Genomic DNA, 21,853 nt, shown 5'->3' with positions numbered 1-21,853 from the left:
CCAGATCAATCAACCTTGCAAGGCACGGCAATGGGCTTCACCTCACGCCCAGTGCCCTGCTGTCGCGAGGCACGGCCCTGTTGACTCAGGGCTTCAACAACACCTTCAGCACATTTTGCAGGCGTCGTGCGGCAGCGGCATCGAAGCCGCCGCCCAGCACCACGGCAGCGTCCTGCCCCCAGGTCTGCACCGGTGCCGGGTCGTTGCGTTTGGTGAGCAATTGCAGTTGCAACATGCGCCGGTCACTGATGTGTTCAGCCGGTGTTGGCACCTCAGCGGCCATCTCCAGGCGCAGCAGTGCGGTGCTGGCGTCTCCTGCAGGTGCCTGGGTGACGGCTTTGGACCAGGCGGCGCGCACCGCCGGGGCCACACGGCTGCCCAGCTCTTGCACGCTGGGCACCAGCTCGGCATCCCGTTTTTCCCAGGCAGTCAGCAAGTTGGTCAGCGCCTCGCCATGGGCTTGGGCGGCCAGTTTGCGCAGCGCCTGCTGGGCTTGTTCAAACGCGTCACGCTGGGCGCGGAAGGCCGCATCACCCAGGCGCGGTGCGTCAAAACGATCCCCAGCCGGGGCGCGCTCAGATCGGGCATCTCGGAAACCACCCCGGTCATCGCCACGTGCACCCGGACGGGCATCACGCCCACCGTCACGGCCACCTGGGCGGCCGCTGTCTTTGCGGTCACCGAACTTGCCACCGCGTGCAGGCAACGCAGGCGCTTCTTTCTTCATGCCTGGGCGGTCATCACCGCGCATGGCCACTACCGGCTTACGAGCCACCGGTTTGGCCACCTCAGGCGCAGCCTCGGCAGAGGGCTCCGCTGGCGCGTCGTCATTGGGGGCGGCGGCGTCAGCTGCAGTATCAGCAGCAGCCTGCCCTTGTTCCGCCTGGGCTTGAGCCGATTTCTCATCAGAAGTCTGCGCAGCAGCGGCCACCGCCGCCTGGGCCTGGGCCTGGCCACGCAAGGCAGCGTCCAGCGCGGCCATGGCGGTCTTGATGGCCTGGGCGTCACCCGAGGCGTTGGCGGCTTGGAGCGCCTTGGAGGCATCCAGCACAATGCGGTCACGTTCACTCAGGGCGTTCTGTGCCTTCTCGCGCTCAGCCGTCTTGCGGTTGAACGCCTCGTCAATCGGTTTGCGGAAGGCATCCCATAGTTTTTGCTCATGGCGGCGGTCCATCGGCACGCGGTGTGCCTCGGCCTGCCAGCGCTGTTGTAATGCCTTGACGGCGTCGATGCGCAGCACCTCCTGGGCACCCAGTTGCTTGGCCTCGTCGATCATCGCGTGACGGGCCGCCAGGCTGACTTTTTGCAAGGCTTCGAGCGGCGCTGCGGCCTCGTCGATGGCGGCTTTCCAGAGGGTGTTCAACTCAGCATACATCTTCTCGCCGACGTGGCCGGACTCGCGCCAGCGGTCGCCAAACTGGTGCAGCACCCGGTTGAAACCCTTCCAGTCGTCGTCCAGCGCGGTGCGGTTGGCCTCGGCCCAGGCTTTGACCTCGGCAATCAGGGCCAGGCGCTGGGCGCGGTGTTCCGCCGTCTCGGCCTTGAGTTTCTCGAGCCAGACTTCAACCACCTTGTGGGCTTCGTTGCAGGCGTCGTCAAAACGCTTCCACAGACCGTGGTTGGGCACACCCCCCTGGTCGGTCAGTTTCCATTGCTCGCGCAGGCTACGCAGGGATTCCTGCATCTTGCGGCCACCAATGGCCTGGCCTTCGGGACGCTTGAGCAAGCCCTCGGCCTTGCTCACCAGCTCTTCGCGCAACTGGTCGGCACGCCAGCGTTGCCAGCCTTCCAACTCACCGGCGGCGGCCAGGGCACTGCGGGCCTGGTTTTCGAGCTTGTCGTCGATCAGTCGGCCAAATTCCTTGAGCGCATTGCGCAAGGCGTTGGCGGCACCGGCGCTGGCTTTGCCATGGCCTTCAGCCACTTCCTGCTCCAATTTGGTGAGCGCATCAGCCACAGCAGACGTGGCCTTGGCCTTGATTTCGGGGTCTACCGGGGCTTTCGGCGCCTTGACCACCGGCTCCAGCGGGATGCCGCGCAACACGCGCAATTCGTCGGCCCAGACCGGCACATTGGGCAGCGGCGCGCTGGCATCTTCAGCGGCCAACACGGTGGCGCTCAGGGCGGCCTGGAAGGCCTCCCAGACCAGGCCCAACTGGGCCTGTGAGGCCTGCAGCTGCGGCACAAACTTGGCGTCCACACTGGGCCAGTTGGCATCGTTGGCCAAAGCGGTAGCCTCGGCCTGCCAGTTGCTGACATCCACGCTGAGTCCAGCCTGGGCAGCCTGGGCGTCTTGCCAGGGTTTGGTCGACAACACCTCGATGCGCTGGGCCACCAGCACGGCAGCCTCACGCTGTACCTGCACCCGGTGCTGCAAATCTTCGATGGCACGCACCCGCTCCACCAGCTGGGCTTTCAGGCCAGCCAGGGGCTCCTTGCTCAGCGGTGCACCAGCCTTGGCGGCGTCGCGCTGCCAGGCCAGGGCGTCGGCCAGGTTCAACTTGGACGCAGCCAGCAGCGCCTGGGCCTTGTCGGCCCACTCCAGCGCAATGGTGGCTTGGGTTTTGCTGCGTTTGATCTCGTCGAGTTTTTCACGCAGCAATTTGGCTGCACCCTTGTCCTTGCCACTGAGCTCCTTGAACACCTGCTGCAGCTGCTCAGGCGTGGGGCCACTGGCCAGCCAGTCGCGGATGCAGGCCATGCGTTCACCCGAGGTCTGGGCAGAAAACGCACCGTGCGTCATCTTGTCCAGGGGGTGGGCCTCTTGGGTTTTGGCTGGCGCGGCAGCAGCGTCAGTGGTGGGTTCTGCAGGGTTGTTTTTGGAGAAGGGAAACATCGACATCGCACGCACAAAAATAAAAAGTGCCTGCAGCTGAGCGGCAGGAGCAAACCTCTATTTTCGCCGCGTTTTGGTGCAGCTTCGAAAACATTTGTTCAGATCACCTATGGCGCTAGTCGGTGGCCAGGTTCAACTCGGCACTCGGCTGCCATTTGGCCTCGGGGGACACCGCCTTGGCGGCCCCCAGAAACAGCCGTTCTGGCGGCAGTTTCTGGCTCGCCAGGTAGTCGCGCACGACCACGCCACGTTTGAGCGCCAGCGCCTGCATGGCCGACTCGGAGGCATCCAGATGGGTCAGCAACAAGGTCTCCATCTCCTCGACCGGGATGTCCTTGGTCAGCCCGATCAGGTTGCGCGGCTTGGGAAAGTCCCCGCGCCGATAGACGCGTTTGAGCAGCTGCGGGTATTCCTCGCCCGACACCGTGATCGGGGTGGCGGTGGCCTGTGCCTCGGCAGCAGGCAAGGTGCGGCGTTTTTCACCGAGCACCAGGGCCTGCAACTGCTGGCGTTTGTAGGCTTCACGCTCGGCCTCCAGGCTGGCGGTGCCGACCACGGTCATCTTCAGGGCAGGACGTTCTTGCAGCACCTTGGCCACCTTGTCCAGGCTGGCTTTGGCGGGCTCAGTCAACAGCGCTGAACCGGCATCGAAGCTGATGGTGCTGAGCTCCTCACCGCCGCTGCCGCCAAACAGGTTGGCGATCAGGCTGAACGGTGCGGTGACGGCCCGCAGAATCAGGTTGCCGATGACCTTGAACACAATCGGCATCAGGCGGAACTGTGGGTCGTTGAGTGAACCACTGATGGGCACGTTGAGGTCAATCACGCCGTTGCGGTCGGCCAGCAAGGCCACCGCCAGCTTGACAGGCAGACTTCTGGTGGCACCGGGCACCGCGTCGCCAAAACGCAGCTGGTTGAGCACCAGTTGGTTGCTGGCGGTGAGCTGGCCGTCGGGCTGCACCTTGTAGGCCACATCCACACTGAGCTTGCCACGCTCGATGCCATAACCCGCGTACCGCGCCGAGTAGGTGGACAGCGGCGCCAACTCCAGGTCACGCACCTTGCCCCGGATGTCCAGCACCATCGGCTGCACCAGCGGGTTGATCTTGCCCAGCACCTCAAGCGTGGCGCTGCCCTCGGCACGCCCGCGCAGTTCCAGGTCAGCCAGTTGCAGTTCGCCCGCTGCCGTCTGCGAGGAAAAGGCGCTGAGTTTACCCACCAGTTCACTGAGGTCGGCGGTGTAATTGGGCTGGATGAAGTGGTCGGTGAAGTTGATGCGCCCCTGCAGCAGGCTGATCGGGCCAAATTGGATCACCGGTGCCAAGGCCTGGCTGACTGAAGCCGGGCTTGACGCGGCGGCAGACACCGCCGGTGCGCTGGCAGGCACTGCGTTTTTAGAAGCACCCTGCCCTGTATTCACAGGGGCTACATCGGGTTTTTTCATCACATCCTGCAGATTCAGACGCCCCTCTTGGTTGAGGATCAGCCGGGCATAAAAATCACTGAGCACCGTACCAGCCACCTTGACCTGGGTGGCAACACCAGGCGCCAACGCCAGGTCCACACCGCTGAGGCTCAGGCTTTTCCAGCGCAACAGTTCTTCAGCAGCCACAAACGGCTCGGTTTGCGCCAGGCTGCGCGCCTGCAGGTCGTCCAACCGGGCGTCACCCGTCACACGCAAACTCAGGCCGCTGGGCTGCTGGGCCAGGTTGAGGCGGCCTTTGAAGCCGGCGTCAGCCCGCAGCAGCGCCACATTCAGACTGTCCAGAAAGTAAGGCGCCACCGCGTGCAAGGGCAAACGCTCGGCCACCAGTTCACCCTTGAGCGACAGCGGGCTCACTGCACCGCTTCCGCGCCAGCTCAGCTTGCCAGGTTCGGTGTGGCCATGGCGCAGCCGGGTCGACAGGCTGATGTCAAACGGCGCACGGCTGGCCGTCGACAGCTTTTTGAGTTGCAGACTCAGATCACTGAGCTCCAGCCGCACAGGCTGGGCGGGTGCCCTGTCCAACAGGCTCAGCGTGCCCTGCTCCAGCTGCAGCCGATCCACACTCAGCAGCCAAGGCTTGTCGGCACTGGGGGGCTTGGCGGTTTTTGCGGCCTTGGTACTTGCGGCGGCAGTGACGGGTTGTGGGGCTGGAGACTGCACTTTGAACCAGTCTTCATACATCCAGCGTCCGGCTGCGTCACGCACCAGGCGCGCATTCGGCTGACTGAGCTTGACAGAGCCCAAGTTGACGGAGCGGGCCTGGGTATCCACCAGCACATCAGCCAGCTGCAGCTGTTGAATGCTGGCCAATGCGGCTTTTTGGTCACCCGTCAGCACCAGTTTGTCCAAGGTCAGCTTGGCCAGTTGAACGCGGGTTGACGTCGCCCGGGTGGCGCTGGCAGCGCGCCAGTTCAGCGTCAGATCGGTACTCAAGCGCCCATCCAGCTTGGGCTGCAGGTACTCACTAACATAGGGGGCGGCCAGCACCAGTGGCAGCTCGCTGAGTTGCAGCGCCACCTCAGCCACCTGGTCGGTGGCGCTGCCTTTGAACTGCAGGCTGGCACTGGCGAGCTTCGCGCTGCCCTCAAACGGCAGCGCCTGGGTGAACGGCCAGGCCAGGGCACGGGCTTGCAGTTGCAGCGACTTCACATTGAGCTGGGTGGGTTTGGGCAATGCAGCGTCCCGCCAGGTGAGCTCACCGTCCTGCAACAGCAGCTCATCCACCGTGAGCTGCCAGGGGGTGGCCGGCGTTGCGGCTACGGCTTTGATGTCATTTTGGCCTGCAGCCCTTATGCTACCTGGGCTAGCTGCTTCACTTTTTAAAACCTTCCCACCGGATTTCTCGGCGACCAGCGTCATCAGCTCCAGGACACCGGCGCGGTCGCGGCGCAGTGTCAGTTGCGGCTGGGTGAGTTCGATGCGGCCCAGCTGCACCTGGCGCGCCAGAGGGCGCACGTCTTTGAGCTGGATGCCCAGACGTTCAAAGGCCAGCAGCTCAGCATCACTGCGGGCCGAGGTCAGTTGCAGCTGACGGGCTGACAGCTGGCCACTGAGCTTGAAGGCGGTCTGGTCGGTTTGTTCAAAGGCGAGCTGAAGGTCTGCATCGAGCACCGCCGAGCGCAGACGCACCGGCAGGCTGGCCGGCCAATACACCAGGTAAGGGGCCAGGTCCAGGTCCTTGACCACCAGATGGGCGTCGGTCTTGCGCGTCTGGGCAAAAGGGGTGGCAAGGGCCGACGAGTCAAACTGGCTGCCATTGAGCTCAAAAGCCAGTCTGGGGCTGACCAGCACCTCGCGTTTGGAATCCAGGTTGCTCAGGAACGGCACACTGAGCTGCAAGCGACTCAACTGATGGACCTGATTCCTGGGGCCATCGGTGAAACGCACGGCGCCATCGGACAACACCAGGTTGTAGAGCGCAAAACGCAGCGGCTCGGCGGGTGTCGGGGCTGGCGCGTCCTCCGGGCCGGCCAATCTGGCGAGTACGTCATCCACATCGTAGCGGCCTTCTCCGGTGTGGGTCAGGTTCAAACGTGGCGAGTCCAGCACCAGCGCATCCACCACGGGCGCCAGCCGCAGCAGCGACTGCAGTTCCATATCGATAGAGAGCCGGGCCACCGTCAGCTGCGGCCCGCTGGCCGCATTCGCTCCAGCCACCAACAGGTCAGACACGCTGAGCTCCAGCGACCAGGGTCGGAAATCTACCTGACCCACAGTCACCTGGCGCCCAAGCAGCTCAGTCAGGCGGCTTTGTGCCTGCGATTTGAGCAAAGGCGGCAGCGCCAGCCAGCTCAGCAACCACAACAGCACCAAGCCCACCAGCGCCCAGGCGCCACGGCGCAGCCAGATCAGAGTCAGAGGATGTTTGCGAGTTGGGGTGGGGTTGGCTTGATCGGTCGGCATACCCGGATTTTGAGCGCATCAGGCGGCAAATCGCGGAGAAAAAAGCCACGGAATTCCACAATTTTTGGAATAACAAATGAATTTTATATGGTTGACTCGACATATAAAACCCACCTAGAATCCGCCCAACCCGTTCATTCCGGGATTCCATCAGGCTGCCGATCCCGGCAACATCAAATCTCTGCATCCACAAAAAGGACGTCAAACGCAGGATATTGATAGCGTAACAACCCAGGCGAGTGTTCAGTTCTGCAGCATCCTATGCCGCAAGTGGAACCCTCCGCGCAAGAAGGAGAAGCTATGTCAGCATCTACATCATCGTTGTCCCAAAACCTGCGACGCGCCACCGCGACGGTCGCCAAAGGTTTTTTCGACATCACCCACAACAGCATCGCCCTGATTGGCGTGGCTGTCATTTTTATCGCCATCGCCTTGTTTGCCCGCCCTGAGTTGCGTGAACTGGGTGAAGTCAAGCTGTTTAGCTGGCTGCAGGAACGTCAGGCCGAAATCTCCGGCCTGGTCAAGGATCCGGCCGCCATCGAACGCGCCACCGCGACCAACCCCAAGGACTTGCCCAAGCAGCAGGCCACGGTGGCGCTGTGGCTGAGCAAAAAATACCATGTGGCGCCGGAGCCTATCAGCGCCATCGTGTCTGAGGCGTTTGAGGTCGGCAGCCGTGTGCGGCTGGACCCCGCTCTGATTCTGGCGGTGATGGCCGTTGAATCTGGCTTCAATCCGTTTGCCCAAAGCCATGTCGGCGCCCAGGGGCTGATGCAGGTGATGACACGGGTGCACAAGGACAAGTACCAGAACTTCGGAGGCGAATTTGCCGCCTTTGACCCCTTGGCCAACCTGCAGGTGGGTGTCAAGGTGCTGCTCGATTGCATCCGCACCGCAGGCTCCGTTGAGGGTGGCCTCAAAAGTTACGTTGGTGCTGGAGCCGATAACGATGACAACGGCTACACCGTCAAGGTGATGGCCGAGTACACCCGGCTGCAGCAAGTCGCCTTGGGGCGAGCGGTACCGGCTTTTCTGCCGGTGGTGATTGCGCCAAAGGAAGAGACTTTGCCAACACCCGCATCCAGCCAGATCAGCGCCTCGGTAAAAACCGGTGACAAATCAGCCACCGTGGCGTTGAACTGAGTCCACTCAGTTTAAAATCTCTCGGGTACGCAACTGGCGATAGGCGCCCCGCCCGCACGGGTCTGGCGGTGCCGATGTGGGAACACCACGGGGGAGCGTGCCGCACTGTCCGTTGGGCTTGTGCGTTTAGCCGTTCGCCTGGGCAGCCCTGGTGTCATCCATTGGATGACGCTCAGGCCCATAGTCTTATAGGACTGCCATGTTTAACCGCAATATTCTCATTGAGCAAACCGACCCCGAGCTGTTTGCCGCCATCCAATCCGAAAACCAACGCCAGCAAGATCACATCGAGCTGATCGCCAGTGAAAACTACGCCTCACCCGCCGTCATGGCCGCACAAGGCACACAACTGACCAACAAGTACGCTGAAGGCTACCCCGGCAAGCGTTATTACGGCGGCTGCGAGTTTGTCGACATCGCCGAGCAGCTGGCCATTGACCGTGTCAAACAGATTTTTGGCGCTGAAGCGGCCAATGTGCAACCGCATTGCGGCGCATCCGCCAACGAAGCCGTTTTCCTGGCTTTTTTGAAACCCGGCGACACCATCATGGGCATGAGCCTGGCCGAAGGCGGCCACCTGACCCACGGCATGGCGCTGAACATGAGCGGCAAATGGTTCAACGTGGTGAGTTATGGCCTGGACGCCAACGAAGCCATTGATTACGACGCCATGGAACGCAAGGCCCATGAAACCAAGCCAAAGCTGATCATTGCCGGCGCCAGTGCTTACTCTCTTGCTATTGATTTTGAGCGTTTCGCCAAAGTCGCCAAGGATGTCGGTGCGATCTTCATGGTCGACATGGCGCACTATGCGGGCTTGATTGCCGCCGGTGTCTACCCCAACCCGGTGCCCCATGCCGACATCGTCACCAGCACCACCCACAAGAGCCTGCGCGGCCCTCGCGGCGGCATCATCCTGATGAAGGCACAACACGAGAAAGCCATCAACAGCGCGATCTTCCCCGGTCTGCAAGGTGGCCCGTTGATGCATGTGATTGCCGCCAAGGCGGTAGCGTTCAAAGAAGCGCTGCAACCCGAGTTCAAGGTCTACCAACAACAGGTGCTGACCAACGCACGCATCATTGCTGAAACGCTCACAGAGCGTGGCCTGCGCATTGTGAGCGGCCGCACCGAAAGCCACGTCATGCTGGTCGACCTGCGTGCCAAGGGCATCACCGGCAAAGAAGCCGAGGCCGTGCTGGGCGCCGCCCACATGACCATCAACAAAAACGCGATCCCCAACGACCCGGAAAAACCCATGGTCACCAGCGGTGTGCGCATCGGCACCCCAGCCATGACCACCCGGGGTTTCAAAGACGAAGAAGCCCGCCTCACTGCAAACCTGATAGCAGATGTGCTAGATAATCCAAGGGACAACGCGCATATTGATGCGGTACGCGCGAAGGTGAATGCGCTGACCGCCCGCTTCCCGGTCTACGGCTGAGCAGCGGCATGAAATGCCCCTTCTGCAGCCACCAGGACACCCAAGTGGTGGAAACGCGGGTGTCTGAAGACGGGGGCTTCATCCGACGAAGACGGCGCTGTCCGTCCTGTGACAAACGCTTCACCACCTACGAGCGCCCGGAAGTGAACTTTCCGGCGGTGGTCAAAAAAGACGGCAGGCGCATCGAATACGAGCGCGCCAAACTGCTGGCCTCCATGAAACTCGCGCTACGCAAACGCCCGGTGAGCACCGAGCAGGTCGATGGTGCCGTGGAGCGCATCGAAGAAAAACTGCTCAACCTGGGCCTGCGCGAGGTCTTGTCCACCCGCATTGGTGAACTGGTGATGTTCGAGCTGAAGAAGCTCGACAAAGTGGCCTATGTGCGTTTTGCCAGCGTGTACCGCAGTTTTGAAGACATCGATGACTTCAAGACGCTGGTGGATGAGGTGGGACGCTAGTTGTACCAGGTTGTTCGCATGCGGGTGGCAGTCAAGATGCTTCGTCTCCAATGAAAATCTCGCTCATTGTCTGCACAAAGAATCGCGCGCCCCAACTCAACACAACGCTGAAAAAGTTGTCTGAGCTACAGACAGCAGATCCCTGGGAAATGATTTTGGTGAACAACGGATCTACTGACAATAGTCAGAAGCTGTTGGAAGATTTTTGCGTACTTGATCCAGAACACCGAAAGGTCTTTTTCGAACCCAAATCTGGTGTCTCACATGCACAAAACACAGGGTTACAACACGCCACCGGCGACATCATCGCCTTCAGTGATGACGACTGCTACCCGGAACCTGACTATCTGAACACAATCAGAGCGTGTTTTATTGAGAGTCCCATTGATTTCCTGGGTGGGCGGGTCCTGCTGTTTGACCCTCAAAATGCAGCCATCACGATTCAAACCTGCCCAGACCGGATAGATGTCCACGCTCATAGCTACATCAAAACCGGGATGATCCATGGTTGTTCAATCGCCTTCACACGTGAAGCCATTGAAACAATAGGTGGGTTCGATCCGGAAGTCGGCCCCGGAAGCCCGTTGAACAGCGGCAACGACATCATTACCCTGATTCGCTGCTCGGCCCATGGATATCGAGGGGCCTATGACCCGCGACCTGTGGTGTACCACCACCATGGTCGCAGTTGGGGTCATGACATTGACAGAATTCTGCGTCGATACGATGTATCACGTGGTGCGGCCTACTACCTGGGCCTGTATTACAAAACCACACGCAAGGCCTACTTGTGGCCAACGTTCAAGCATGTTCTCGCCCAAATCCTGAAAGGCCGGTGGTTCAGTTTAAAAAATGAAATATTGGGGGCCTATCTGTATTCCGTTGTATTAAAAAAAAGGAAACGCTCAGGCCAGTGAGTTCAACCGCTGATCCCCCCAGATTCACCATTCATCAAGTTGACCAGCACCCCAAGCCATCTATGACGGCACACTCCAATGTTATGAACAGATCGGCTGGATTCTCTTTGATTGAACTGATGGTGGTGATCTCCATTGCGGCGATTCTTGCAACCTTGGCTGTGCCCAGCTTTCAGGGAATGATCGCCTCCTCCAACTTGACATCGACCACCAACGATCTGGTGGCCACCTTTGCCCGTGCCAGATCAGACGCGATTCGCCGTGGCAAGCGGGTGACCGTGTGTATGAGCGCCGACGGCGTCCAATGCACAACATCGGGCGCATGGTCACAAGGCTGGATCATGTTCAACGACAACGACCACAGTGACGCCAACGCCGATGTTGATGCGGATGCCGACGAAACCATCAGCGCCGTTGCTGCCGCCCTGAGTAATCAACTTGTCATCGCAACCAAAGGCAGCATGCCCTATGTATCCTACAGTGCCGATGGTCAGGCCAAGCTCATGAACGGCGGCTCGGGTGCAGGCACGATCCGTATCTGCAGCACCTCATCGGCATTGTCCAACGACACCCGTGCGCGCGACATCGTGATCAATTTTCTAGGACGCGTCAATATTGTCAAACCAACGGGGGTGGCTGCCAATTGCCCGGCGCCAACCTGAAGCCAGTAAGCCTTTTCTTGCGAGTGCTTATGCCATCCTCCCATTTACCAAACCAACGTGGTTCCAGTCTGATCGAGATCCTGGTGGCCTTGCTAGTTACCAGCTTTGGCCTGTTAGGCATGGCGGCCCTACAAGCGCGAGCCATCAAGGGCAACCAAAGCAGCATGCAAAAAACCCAGGCTGTGGTGATGAGTTACTACATCCTGGATGCCATGCGTGTTGACCAGGCCCAAGCCAAAGCTTTGGCCTACAACACCGGTGCGCTGAACGCTCAAGGAGTGATCGGACCCATTTGCAGTGCAGGCGCTGTTACTGGCACAAGCTTAGCAGCCAACAACCTCAAGGCCTGGATCACAGCCGTCAAAGCCGAAGTCGGCCATCCAGACGACACCACCACCTGCGGTGCCGTGTTGTGTGATGCGGTGGGCGACTGTCGTATCCAAGTGCGCTGGGACGACAGCCGTGCTGGTGGCTTAGGGGTTCAAATGGTTGACACCAACACCAGACTCTAGGACTGATCTGATGACCCATGTCCATTCCAAAACAAGGCGATCGTTTGTTCGCTGTGACTGCACCTTGCCCCGACGTCGTCAACGGGGATTGACTCTGATCGAGTTGATGGTGTCTCTGGTACTGGGATTGATCCTTGTCGGGGGCGTGCTCAGCATCTTTGTCTCCACCACCCAGACCGCCAGAGTCAATGACAACCTGATGCGTATTCAGGAGAATGCCCGTATGGCATTTGACCTGATGGCGCGAGATCTTCGCGAGGCAGGACACAACCCGTGTGGCTCCAAATTGGTGGCTAATGTACTGCGTTCATCTGGGGCGATACCGGTTTGGGCCAACTGGAACGCTGGCACGCTGCGTGGTTATGACAACACCCAGGATGAAACAGGGATCAAAGCGTTTGGCACAACAACGAATACGCGAGTTTCGGGCACCGATGCGGTTTTGATGATCAAGGCAGACTTAGGTGACTTTGCTGTTGTGTCGCATGACACAGCTGACTTTCAATTTGCTCTGGCAACAGGCTCCAACTTTCAGGAAAACGACATTGCCTTGGTCTGTGATGGCAAGAGCGCCGCCATTTTCCAGATCTATGATTTTTCACCCAAGAGCGGGGCTAACAAAGGTATGAATATTTCCCACCAAGCTGACTCTACAAACATCAACTGCAGCAATTTTTTAGCGTACACAGCCCCGGCATCCAACTGCCCCGCAAACACCAAGAAGTTTGAAATCGGAGCCGAAACGCCCGAGCTGAAAATGGCGCCACTGGGTTCGTATTTTTGGTACGTTGGCAACGCTGAGGGTGGCAAGCGATCGTTGTACCGAAGCAAGATCACACGCTCAGGCAATGGCGGCAAAACCATCATCATGTACCCGGATGAAATGATCCCCAATGTGCAAGACCTCCAGATCACGTACCTGACCAGAAATGGGACCACCGGTGCTCTTGCCAATGACTGGGTCGCCGCCAGCTCAATCACAGACTGGGCGGATGACAGCCTAACGACCCAGGTCGTTGCGGTGCGTCTCGATTTGACTTTACAAAGCACAGAGAACGTCAGTAGCAGCCAGAGCCCGATTCAGCGGCATCTGATACACATCGTGGGTCTGCGCAATCGTGACACTTTTATTGAGCCGGCGTCATGAACCATCTTCAACACCGCCGGTCTCTTGGACAACACTGCCACCAACAGGGGGCGGCGTTGATCGTGAGCCTTATTTTGCTGGTTATAGTGACGCTGCTGGGACTTGCAGCCATTCGTGGCATCACCCAGGAAGAAAGAATGGCTAACCATAGCCTGGACAGAAGTCTGGCCTTCCAAGCCTCTGAAGCCGCCTTGCGGGAGATTGAGCAACTCATCGAAGCCAAAAAGCCAACACCTACAGCTGGCTGCAGCAAAGTGGCCAACTTGATGAGTTGTGCACCACCAGCGGCAACCGACACACCACGCTGGCTTGAAAGCACTTTTGCATCTTGGACAGATTTGGACTTGCCCATCGGCTCTGGGAGTCTGGCGGTGACACCTCAGTATTTTGTGGAGTATCTGGGTGGGAACTTCGAGTGTCAGCCTGGTGAAGGAACGTCTTCAGGAATTACCTGCAAACGCTACCGCATTACCGCCCGTAGTAACGACGGCACCGGTAGCAGATCATCTGTGATGCTGCAATCCATCTATGCCACGGACTAGCCGAACAGCTCTCTCTTTGAAGGAGTCGCCATGAGATACAGCAACTACATAGCCCTGAGTGTCAAGTCTGCCGCGCTCACTATGGCAACTCTGGCAGCTTTGGCGTCCAGTGCGGTCACCATTCCGACTGATCCGCTGATTACCCAGATCAAAACACCACCGATGGTGATGCTGATTGCCAGCAAGGACCACAAGTTGTTCGTGGAAGCCTACAACGATGCCAGTGACCTGGATGGTGATGGCAAACTGGACCTGCGTTTTAAGCCCAGCATCACCTACTACGGACTGTTTGATTCCAAGGTCTGTTACACCCACAACGGCGTTGACAAAGGTAATGACGGCGTATTTACGCCATCAGCAGCGGCAGGTACTAAGAATATATGCACCAACAGTTGGTCTGGCAACTGGCTCAATTACGTAACCACCAGTCGCATTGATTCACTTCGCAAAGTGCTTTACGGCGGTTACCGTTGGGTTGACAACGACACGGACACAGTATTGCGTCGTGCCTACATTCCACAAGATGCTCACTCCTGGGCCAAGGAGTACACCAGCGAAACAGTGGATGGTTACAAAATCAGTGACTACACACCGCTGAGCCAACCAAGTGACGATACAAAAAGGCATTTTTTTGGAAACTTGACAGCCAATGCAACGACCAACTGCAAAAATCCGGATACTTGCAGCAACTTACCCCCACTGCTGTCAGTGGTAAAAAATTCCAATCTGCGCGTTTGGGACTGGGCGTCCAAAGCCGCACCAGTGCTTGACGGAAACCATGGAGGCACCCGCGAGAACTACACAGTACAAGTCAAAGTTTGCACCGCCAGTTTTCACGAAAACTGCAAACAATACGGCAGCATATATAAACCTGTTGGATTGCTACATGATTATGGGGAAAACGATTCCATGTTATTTGGTCTGTTGACAGGCAGCTATAACAATAATATGTCGGGGGGTGTTCTCAGAAAAAAAGTTTCTTCTTTCAAAGACGAAGTCGACTCCAGCACGGGGATATTCAAATCCGACGCAACTATTGTCAATACGTTTAATCGTCTTCGCATACGAGATTTTAATAACAACAGAACAGACTACGCTTATCGAAATAGCAGTTTGCGTACACGCCTCATGAGCGAAGGGGAGTATGTTGATTGGGGCAACCCAGTTGCAGAAATGATGTACGAAGGTCTACGCTATTTTGAAGGAAAATCCAGTCCAACACCAGAATTTGATACCTCCGGCAGTCATGACGAAGCCCTGGGTTTACCCAGGGTGGCAAAATGGAATAACCCATTCATTGGTGCCGATGACAGCATCACCAGAAATCTGAGATGTTCCCGCCCCAATATGCTGGTCATGAGTGATGTGTACCCGTCTTACGACGGTGATCAAATCCCCGGGTCACCTTTTAGTTCATTGACTGGCGACATCAGTGGTCTCGACGCCAGCACTTTGTTAACCAAAATCAGCGACACCGAGCCCGATGTGAAAGGTCTGCGATTTGTCGGCCAGTCTACCAACACCAACCTGGACTACGCACCATCACCCAAGACGGTCACCTCACTTTCGACTGTGCGGGGGCTGGCCCCTGAAGAACCCACCAAACAAGGCAGTTACAACGCAGCGGCCATTGCGTATTTTGGCAAAACTAATGATATATCCAACGCTGCTGATACTCAAAATTTGAACACCTTCATACTGGCGTTGTCTTCTACATTGCCCAAATTTGAGGTACCCGTAAATGGCAAAAAAATTCAGATTGTGCCATTCGCAAAAACAATCAATGGCCTTTCTGCAGACAGGACGAAAGGAAAATACCAACCAACTGACCAAATTGTTGATCTTTATGTCACCAAAGATGACTTAAACGGCCCCACCAAAGAAATGGTGTTCAAGATCAACTATGAAGCTGATGAACAGGGCAATGACTATGACATGGATATCATTGCCGAGTACACCATCAAGAAAAATGACGATAACACGGCAACTGTCCAAGTTGAAGTGACCCAACGAACCACGGGTAGCAATCAAAATGTGGGTTATGCCATCTCAGGCACCAATCGGGATGGCATTTATCTGGTGGCCCAGGATACCAATGATGCTCTTAATTACTTCTTGAATGTTCCGCCGGGAAGGAATGCCCGCCACTGTCAAGACGAACCTAATCTTTCATCCGACGAATGCAAAAGACTGCCTGGGCTCACCAGCGCCAATCCCAAAAGCACACAGGTGTTTACATCTGGCACAGGCGATTCAGGACAGTTTTTACAAAACCCATTGTGGTATGCCGCCAAGTGGGGTGGTTTTAATGACATCAGTAACAACAAGACACCTGATTTGCCCAGTGAATGGGATACCAATGGGGATGGTGTTCCTGACAACTATTTCCTGGTACAAAACCCGATTTATTTACGTGACTCACTCAAAAGCGCTTTTGACAACATCTTCAATGCCAGTTCCAGCGCAAGCAATGTCATCGCTAACAGTACCAGTATTACCGACAGCACCAGTACACAAGTTTTTCAGGCCCGTTTTGACGCCAACAAGTGGTCGGGCGACCTGGTGGCCTACCCGATCACCACGGCGGGTCTCAGCATCACACCGGTTTGGCAGGCGCAGCATAGGATGCCTGCTCCAGCTGACCGCAAACTGTTTGTGCGTACACCGAGTGGCGTCACCAAACCATTTGTGTGGAATGAGCTGCCATCTGCAGACAAAGCTTTGTTAGATGCTGACTCCAGCTCTGCCAACAACAGTTCAGATGTGGTTGCGTACCTGCGTGGCTCGCGGGACAAGGAAATCAAAGGCAGTACCGGCATCTTCCGCGAGCGCGTCAGCCTTGAAGTCAATGTCGCACCGCTGGGTGACATCGTGCACTCATCTCCCTTCTTTGATCAAGACAATGATGTGTTGTATGTCAACGCCAACGACGGCATGCTCCACGCCTTCAGGGCCAGCGATGTCAAAGACAGCTCTGGCAATGTGCTGCATAAAGCAGGCAGTGAGATCTTTGGTTTTATACCGTCTGCCGTTGTATCACGGCTCAAGAACTTGACCAGCCCAGGCTACACCCATGAATTTTTGGTGGACGGCGACGTAGTGGTATCGCCCAAAACGGCAGAAACTGGTGATAAACGCCTGTTGTTTGGCACACTGGGTCGCGGTGGCAAAGGTTTGTTTGGGTTGAATGTCACCACGCCAACAGGTTTTGGCACTTCCGACTTTTTGTGGGAATACACACCCACCGGTGACAGCAGCGCCATCAGCGATGGTGTCAAAGACACCGCAGTCAATGCCAACACAGATCAGGATTTGGGCTTGATGCTAGGCCGCCCTGTGTATGCAAAGATGAACTATGGCGACAATGGCACAGGGGCTGTGATTGTTGGCAACGGCTACAACAGCACCAGTGGCAAAGCGGTCTTGTACATCTTCCTGCTGGATACCGATGGCAAGGTAGCTACCGTCAAAAAGCTGGACACGCTCATTGCAGGTGACAACGGCCTGGCCACACCCAGCGTTTTGGATGTCGATGGCAACGGAACGGTTGACTACATCTACGCAGGTGATCTGAAAGGCAACGTCTGGAAGTTTGATGTTCGAGGTAAAACGACGGCGTCTTGGTCTGTCGGTTTGAGCGGCAAACCATTGTTTGTGGCCAAAGATACTTCTAACAAGCTACAACCCATCACCTCGCCTATCACCTTTGCCACCGACACCGTTGCTGGTGACCCCCATGTGGGCAAACGGTTTGTCTTTTTTGGAACGGGCTCGTATTTCCGCTCTGTGGACCCAGCTGACGCCTCTGTCCAAAGTTGGTATGGATTGATCGATGAGGACGAGGTCATCACAGATCGAACCGCCTTAAAACAAAGGTCCGTTGCTATCACTGGTATTTTTGATAACAAGCCTGTTCGCGGCTTTTCAGTGGCGGAGCCCAACGACATGGTGGGAAAAAAAGGCTGGTATATCGACTTTGAAAACCCTGCGGGCGAACGAATCGTCACAGAACCGATGTTTTACAAGTTTGCTGTGCCTGCGTTGGTGGCGAGTTCCATCATCCCCGCCACTGGCGACCCATGCATTCCAGGCGGCTCGGGTTACCTCAACGTCATCAACCCATTCAATGGCGCAGCGACGTCACTTGGCATCCTCGATGTTGATGAGAACAAGAGTTTTAAAAACGATGTTGTTTCCGGTTATGTTATCGGCTCAATAGATCTTGGTGTTGGTTTGCTGAGTCGAGTGACGCTCGTTGGCAACCGTCTGGTTGTGGGTGGCACCGACCCCAATAATCCAGTAGAGGACATTCCGCCTAATTTTGGAGTCACACCGCTAAAAGGCCGTATTTCATGGCGCGAAATCATCACAGACTGACCAACATGCACAAACGTTCCCACGCAGGTTTTACCCTGATTGAACTCATGATCACCGTGGCCATCATCGGCATTCTGGCGGCGATTGCGCTGCCCAGTTACCAACAACACGTGTTGCGCACGCGCCGCGTCACGGCGGGTGCCTGTTTGATGGAAATGGCCCAGTTCATGGAGCGGCAATATGCCACAGCGATGTCTTATGCAGTGGCCCTGCCAACAGATAGAACAAGCTGTGATAACGACTTAGCTGGGTCATACGTGTTTGCATTTGCAAACACGCAACCCACCACCACCACCTACACGATCAATGCCACACCGTCCGGCGCCCAAAGCAGTGACACCCGATGCGGCACACTGTCCATCACACAAGCGGGTGTCAAGGGTGTCTCTGGCACCAGTTCTGCGGCAGAGTGCTGGCGTTGACAGCCGATGCCCACCTTGAACTTGGCCCTGCGCTTGGCCCACACTGCACTGCTCCTCACCTCCCCCAACCCCCGCGTCGGCTGCGTCATCACCGGCCCGGACGGCCAGATCTTGGGCCAGGGCCACACTCAGCAAGCTGGTGGACCCCACGCTGAGATCATGGCGCTGCGTGACGCCGCCGCACAAGGCCACTCGGTTCAGGGCGCCACCGCCTATGTCACGCTGGAGCCGTGCGCTCACCAGGGCCGCACCGGCCCGTGTTGTGATGCGCTGATTGCCGCGGGCATTGCCAAGCTGGTGGCCACCAACACCGACCCGAACCCGCTGGTAGCAGGCCAGGGTTTTGCACGTATGCGGGCCGCTGGCATCGAGGTGGTGGTGTTGCCACCCGATGACCCGCTGGCGGTGCAGTCGCGTGAACTCAACATCGGCTTTTTCAGCCGCATGGTGCGCAAAACTCCGTGGGTGCGCGTCAAGATTGCCGCCTCGCTGGACGGCAAAACCGCATTGAGCAATGGCGTCAGTCAGTGGATCACCTCGCCCGAGGCCCGCGCCGATGGCCATGCCTGGCGTGCTCGCGCCTGTGCGGTGCTCACCGGCATGGGCACCGTGCGCGCCGACAACCCCAGATTGGATGTGCGGCTGGTCGACACCCCCCGGCAGCCCGCTGTGGGCTTGGTCGACAGTCGTTTGGAGTTGCCGCAGGACGCTCATCTCTTTGTAGCTGGTCGCCCTTTTTACATCTGGGCTACAGGCCAAAATGATCACAAAGTTCAGGCACTTGAGGCGCGTGGCGCCCGGGTGTTCCAGCAGCCAGGCGGCCACAACCAGATTGATTTGGCAGCCATGCTGCAGGACATGGGTCGCCTGGAGATCAACGAGTTGCATGTGGAAGCCGGCCACCGGCTCAATGGCGCCTTGATGGAAGCCGGGCTGGTGGACGAGTTTCTGATTTACCTGGCGCCCAAGCTGCTGGGCCAGGGGCGGGATATGGCCAGTTTTGGCCCTTTGACCGAGCTGTCACAGGCGCTGCCGCTGGTGTTTCAGAGCACCCAGATGGTCGGTCCGGACCTGCGTGTGCTGGGCCGGGTTCAGGGGCGAGACGTCTTTTAGTCAAGGTTTGACAGCGCTGTTTCTGGGCATTGGCTCGTTTCCCTGCGAAAATACGCCGATGTTTACTGGAATCATCACCGGCCTTGGCCGTATCTCTGCCGTTTTGCCTTTGGGCGACTCCGCCAGCCACGGCAAACGCCTGACCCTGGACTGCCCTGCCCATTACCTCGACGATGTGGCGCTGGGCGACAGCATTGCGCTCAATGGCGCCTGCATGACGGTCACCTCGCTCAATACCGCAGCGCAGCAGTTCACCGTTGACATCTCTTCGGAGTCGCTCAGCAAGACGGCTGGCCTGGATACCATCGGTGGTGTCAATCTGGAAAAAGCCTTGCGCGCCAACGACCGCCTGGGTGGGCACATGGTGTCTGGCCATGTAGACGGCATTGGTCAAGTCACCCGCTTTGAGCAGGTGGGTGAGAGCTGGATTCTGCAGATCAGCGCACCCAGTGCACTGGGCAAGTACCTGGCCTACAAAGGCTCGATCACGGTCAACGGCGTCAGCCTGACGGTCAACCAGGTGCAGGATCTGGCTGAAGGCTGCTTGGTCAGCATCAACCTGATCCCGCACACCTTGCAGAACACCACACTGGGCAGCTTGCACAGCGGCGCCCACGTTAATCTGGAAATTGACCTGATTGCGCGTTATGTCGAGCGCATGCTCAGCCCAGGCGCGGTGCTGGCTGCCTAGTCTTTTTGGTCGCACAGACCCTTTCTGTGCATTCAAACCTATTTTTTATGACTACTCCTCAACCCGTCGCCATTTCCCCTGTTGAAGACATCGTGGCCGACATCAAGGCTGGCCGCATGGTGATCCTGGTCGATGAAGAAGACCGAGAAAACGAGGGCGACCTGATCATGGCGGCCGACTTTGTCACCGCCGAGTCGATCAACTTCATGGCCCGCTACGGCCGTGGCCTGATCTGCCTGCCGATGACGCGTGAGCGTTGTGAACTGCTGCAATTGCCCCCGATGGCGGTGCGCAACGGCACCAAGATGGGCACCGCGTTCACCGTCTCGATCGAAGCCACCGAAGGTGTCACCACCGGCATCTCGGCCGCTGACCGCGCCCGCACGGTGCAGGCGGCTGTGGCCAAAAACGCGGTGGCGGCTGACCTGGTGCAGCCCGGCCACATCTTTCCGCTGCAGGCCGTTGATGGCGGTGTGTTGATCCGCGCCGGCCATACCGAAGCCAGCTGTGACCTCGCTGCCATGGCGGGTTGCACCCCGGCAGCGGTGATCTGCGAGATCATGAAAGACGACGGCACCATGGCGCGGCTGCCCGACCTGAAACTGTTTGCCGCCGAACACGGCCTCAAGATCGGCACCATTGCCGACCTGATCCACCACCGCAGCCGTATGGAGTCGCTGGTGGAGCACGTGGGCCAGCGCCCGCTCAACACCGCGTTTGGCCAGTTCACCGCCCATGCCTTCAAGGACACCACCGCCCACGGTGTGCACTTGGCATTGGTCATGGGGGAATGGGCGGCTGACGAAGCGGTGCTTGCCCGTGTGCACGAGCCGCTGTCGGTGCTGGACGCGCTTGAAAAAGACCGCTCCATGCACTCCTGGAGTCTGGAAGCCGCCCTGACACGGGTGGCTGCCGAGGGCAAAGGCGTGGTGGTGTTCCTGAACTGTGGCGAAAGTGGCGCGCAGCTGCTGGCCCAGTTTGACGGCACCGCACGCGCCAGCCATGGCCCCGAACGTGGCCACCTGGACCTGCGCACCTACGGCGTGGGTGCACAAATCCTGCGTGAATGTGGTGTGCGCTCAATGAAATTGATGGGCACCCCCCGGCGCATGCCCAGCATGACCGGCTACGGCCTCGATATCGTCGGCTACGTCAAGCCCTAACCTTTACTTTTGATCCCAACACCATGCAGCTTGCAGACCAAGGCGCACTCGACGCCACCGACCCCCGCCTCAACGGCAAAAACCTCAGCATTGGCATCGTGCAGGCGCGCTTCAATGCCGACATCACCAACGCCCTGACCCAAGCCTGCCGTAGCGAACTGCTGGCCATGGGCGTGGCCGAGAAAAACATCACCCTGGTGCAGGTGCCCGGTGCGCTGGAGGTGCCGTTGGCCCTGCAGGGCCTGGCGGAAAACCTGAAATATGACGCCCTTATTGCATTGGGCTGCATCATCCGTGGTGAAACCTACCACTTTGAATTGGTGGCCAACGAGTCGGGCGCAGGCGTGAGCCGCGTGGCGCTCGATTACAAGGTGCCCATTGCCAACGCCATCCTGACCACCGAAAACCTCGAACAAGCCGTGGCCCGCCAGACCGACAAGGGCCGCGACGCAGCCCGCGTTGCGGTGGAAATGGCCAATCTGCTGGAAAGTCTGTCATGAGTGAATCAAGCCACCCCGGCCCCTTTAAACCTGTCTC

General features: G+C 58.1%; 16 protein-coding genes and 1 riboswitch. Of the genes, 14 read left to right on the top strand and 2 right to left on the bottom strand.

The features are described from left to right. Positions 1–85: 85 nt before the first annotated feature. Positions 86–2,836 (bottom strand): DUF349 domain-containing protein, encoded by a 2,751-nt coding sequence (locus KKO72_RS04670; RefSeq protein ID WP_371736824.1) that lies wholly within the window; start codon positions 2,834–2,836, stop codon positions 86–88. A gap of 115 nt (positions 2,837–2,951) precedes the next feature. Next, positions 2,952–6,725: a DUF748 domain-containing protein gene (locus tag KKO72_RS04665; RefSeq protein WP_214935929.1), complete on the bottom strand. Its 3,774-nt coding sequence runs from the start codon at positions 6,723–6,725 to the stop codon at positions 2,952–2,954. A gap of 300 nt (positions 6,726–7,025) precedes the next feature. Here KKO72_RS04665 and KKO72_RS04660 point away from each other — a divergent pair, with 300 nt between their 5' ends. The 14 genes from KKO72_RS04660 to ribH all read left to right on the top strand — a co-directional run bounded on the left by KKO72_RS04660 (position 7,026) and on the right by ribH (position 21,816). Continuing rightward, complete coding sequence (locus tag KKO72_RS04660; protein WP_214935926.1) at positions 7,026–7,868, top strand: lytic transglycosylase domain-containing protein; 843 nt, start codon at positions 7,026–7,028, stop codon at positions 7,866–7,868. 19 nt (positions 7,869–7,887) lie between these two features. Continuing rightward, positions 7,888–8,019: riboswitch (ZMP/ZTP riboswitch) on the top strand. Positions 8,020–8,067: 48 nt separating this feature from the next. Beyond that, positions 8,068–9,312, top strand: a complete 1,245-nt coding sequence (glyA, locus tag KKO72_RS04655; RefSeq protein ID WP_214935924.1) for a serine hydroxymethyltransferase — start codon at positions 8,068–8,070, stop codon at positions 9,310–9,312. Between the two features lie 8 nt (positions 9,313–9,320). Further along, entirely contained in the window at positions 9,321–9,770 is a 450-nt protein-coding gene (gene nrdR, locus KKO72_RS04650; protein ID WP_214935921.1) for a transcriptional regulator NrdR, read from the top strand. A 50-nt stretch (positions 9,771–9,820) separates the two neighbouring features. After that, a complete protein-coding gene (locus KKO72_RS04645) occupies positions 9,821–10,687 on the top strand; it encodes a glycosyltransferase family 2 protein (RefSeq protein WP_214935919.1) in 867 nt (288 codons plus the stop codon). Then, the gene (locus KKO72_RS04640; RefSeq protein ID WP_214935917.1) at positions 10,684–11,349 is read left to right on the top strand and encodes a GspH/FimT family pseudopilin; all 666 of its coding nucleotides are present in this window, start codon (positions 10,684–10,686) and stop codon (positions 11,347–11,349) included. The genes KKO72_RS04645 and KKO72_RS04640 overlap by 4 nt, the downstream gene beginning before the upstream one ends. 29 nt (positions 11,350–11,378) lie before the next feature. Further along, positions 11,379–11,861: a type IV pilus modification protein PilV gene (gene pilV / locus KKO72_RS04635; RefSeq protein ID WP_214935914.1), complete on the top strand. Its 483-nt coding sequence runs from the start codon at positions 11,379–11,381 to the stop codon at positions 11,859–11,861. A 10-nt stretch (positions 11,862–11,871) separates the two neighbouring features. Beyond that, positions 11,872–13,008, top strand: coding sequence for a PilW family protein (locus KKO72_RS04630; protein WP_214935911.1), 1,137 nt, complete (start codon positions 11,872–11,874; stop codon positions 13,006–13,008). Next, complete coding sequence (locus KKO72_RS04625; protein WP_214935909.1) at positions 13,005–13,550, top strand: PilX N-terminal domain-containing pilus assembly protein; 546 nt, start codon at positions 13,005–13,007, stop codon at positions 13,548–13,550. The genes KKO72_RS04630 and KKO72_RS04625 overlap by 4 nt, the downstream gene beginning before the upstream one ends. Before the next feature lie 30 nt (positions 13,551–13,580). After that, positions 13,581–17,927, top strand: coding sequence for a pilus assembly protein (locus KKO72_RS04620; protein ID WP_214935906.1), 4,347 nt, complete (start codon positions 13,581–13,583; stop codon positions 17,925–17,927). A 5-nt stretch (positions 17,928–17,932) separates the two neighbouring features. After that, positions 17,933–18,349, top strand: coding sequence for a type IV pilin protein (locus tag KKO72_RS04615; RefSeq protein WP_214935903.1), 417 nt, complete (start codon positions 17,933–17,935; stop codon positions 18,347–18,349). 6 nt (positions 18,350–18,355) lie between these two features. Next, positions 18,356–19,462: a bifunctional diaminohydroxyphosphoribosylaminopyrimidine deaminase/5-amino-6-(5-phosphoribosylamino)uracil reductase RibD gene (ribD, locus tag KKO72_RS04610; protein ID WP_214935901.1), complete on the top strand. Its 1,107-nt coding sequence runs from the start codon at positions 18,356–18,358 to the stop codon at positions 19,460–19,462. Between the two features lie 58 nt (positions 19,463–19,520). Continuing rightward, on the top strand, positions 19,521–20,153 hold the full coding sequence (locus KKO72_RS04605; RefSeq protein ID WP_214935900.1) for a riboflavin synthase: 633 nt from the start codon (positions 19,521–19,523) through the stop codon (positions 20,151–20,153). Positions 20,154–20,200: 47 nt separating this feature from the next. Further along, positions 20,201–21,316, top strand: a complete 1,116-nt coding sequence (ribBA, locus tag KKO72_RS04600) for a bifunctional 3,4-dihydroxy-2-butanone-4-phosphate synthase/GTP cyclohydrolase II (protein ID WP_214935899.1) — start codon at positions 20,201–20,203, stop codon at positions 21,314–21,316. 23 nt (positions 21,317–21,339) lie between these two features. After that, the gene (ribH, locus tag KKO72_RS04595) at positions 21,340–21,816 is read left to right on the top strand and encodes a 6,7-dimethyl-8-ribityllumazine synthase (RefSeq protein ID WP_214935898.1); all 477 of its coding nucleotides are present in this window, start codon (positions 21,340–21,342) and stop codon (positions 21,814–21,816) included. The last annotated feature ends 37 nt before the right edge of the window (positions 21,817–21,853 follow it).

The organism is Rhodoferax sp. U11-2br (assembly GCF_018619435.1).
Classification (GTDB): Bacteria; Pseudomonadota; Gammaproteobacteria; order Burkholderiales; family Burkholderiaceae_C; genus Rhodoferax.
The sequence above is the reverse complement of the archived record's forward strand: the minus strand, read 5'-3'. Positions and strand labels throughout refer to the sequence as shown.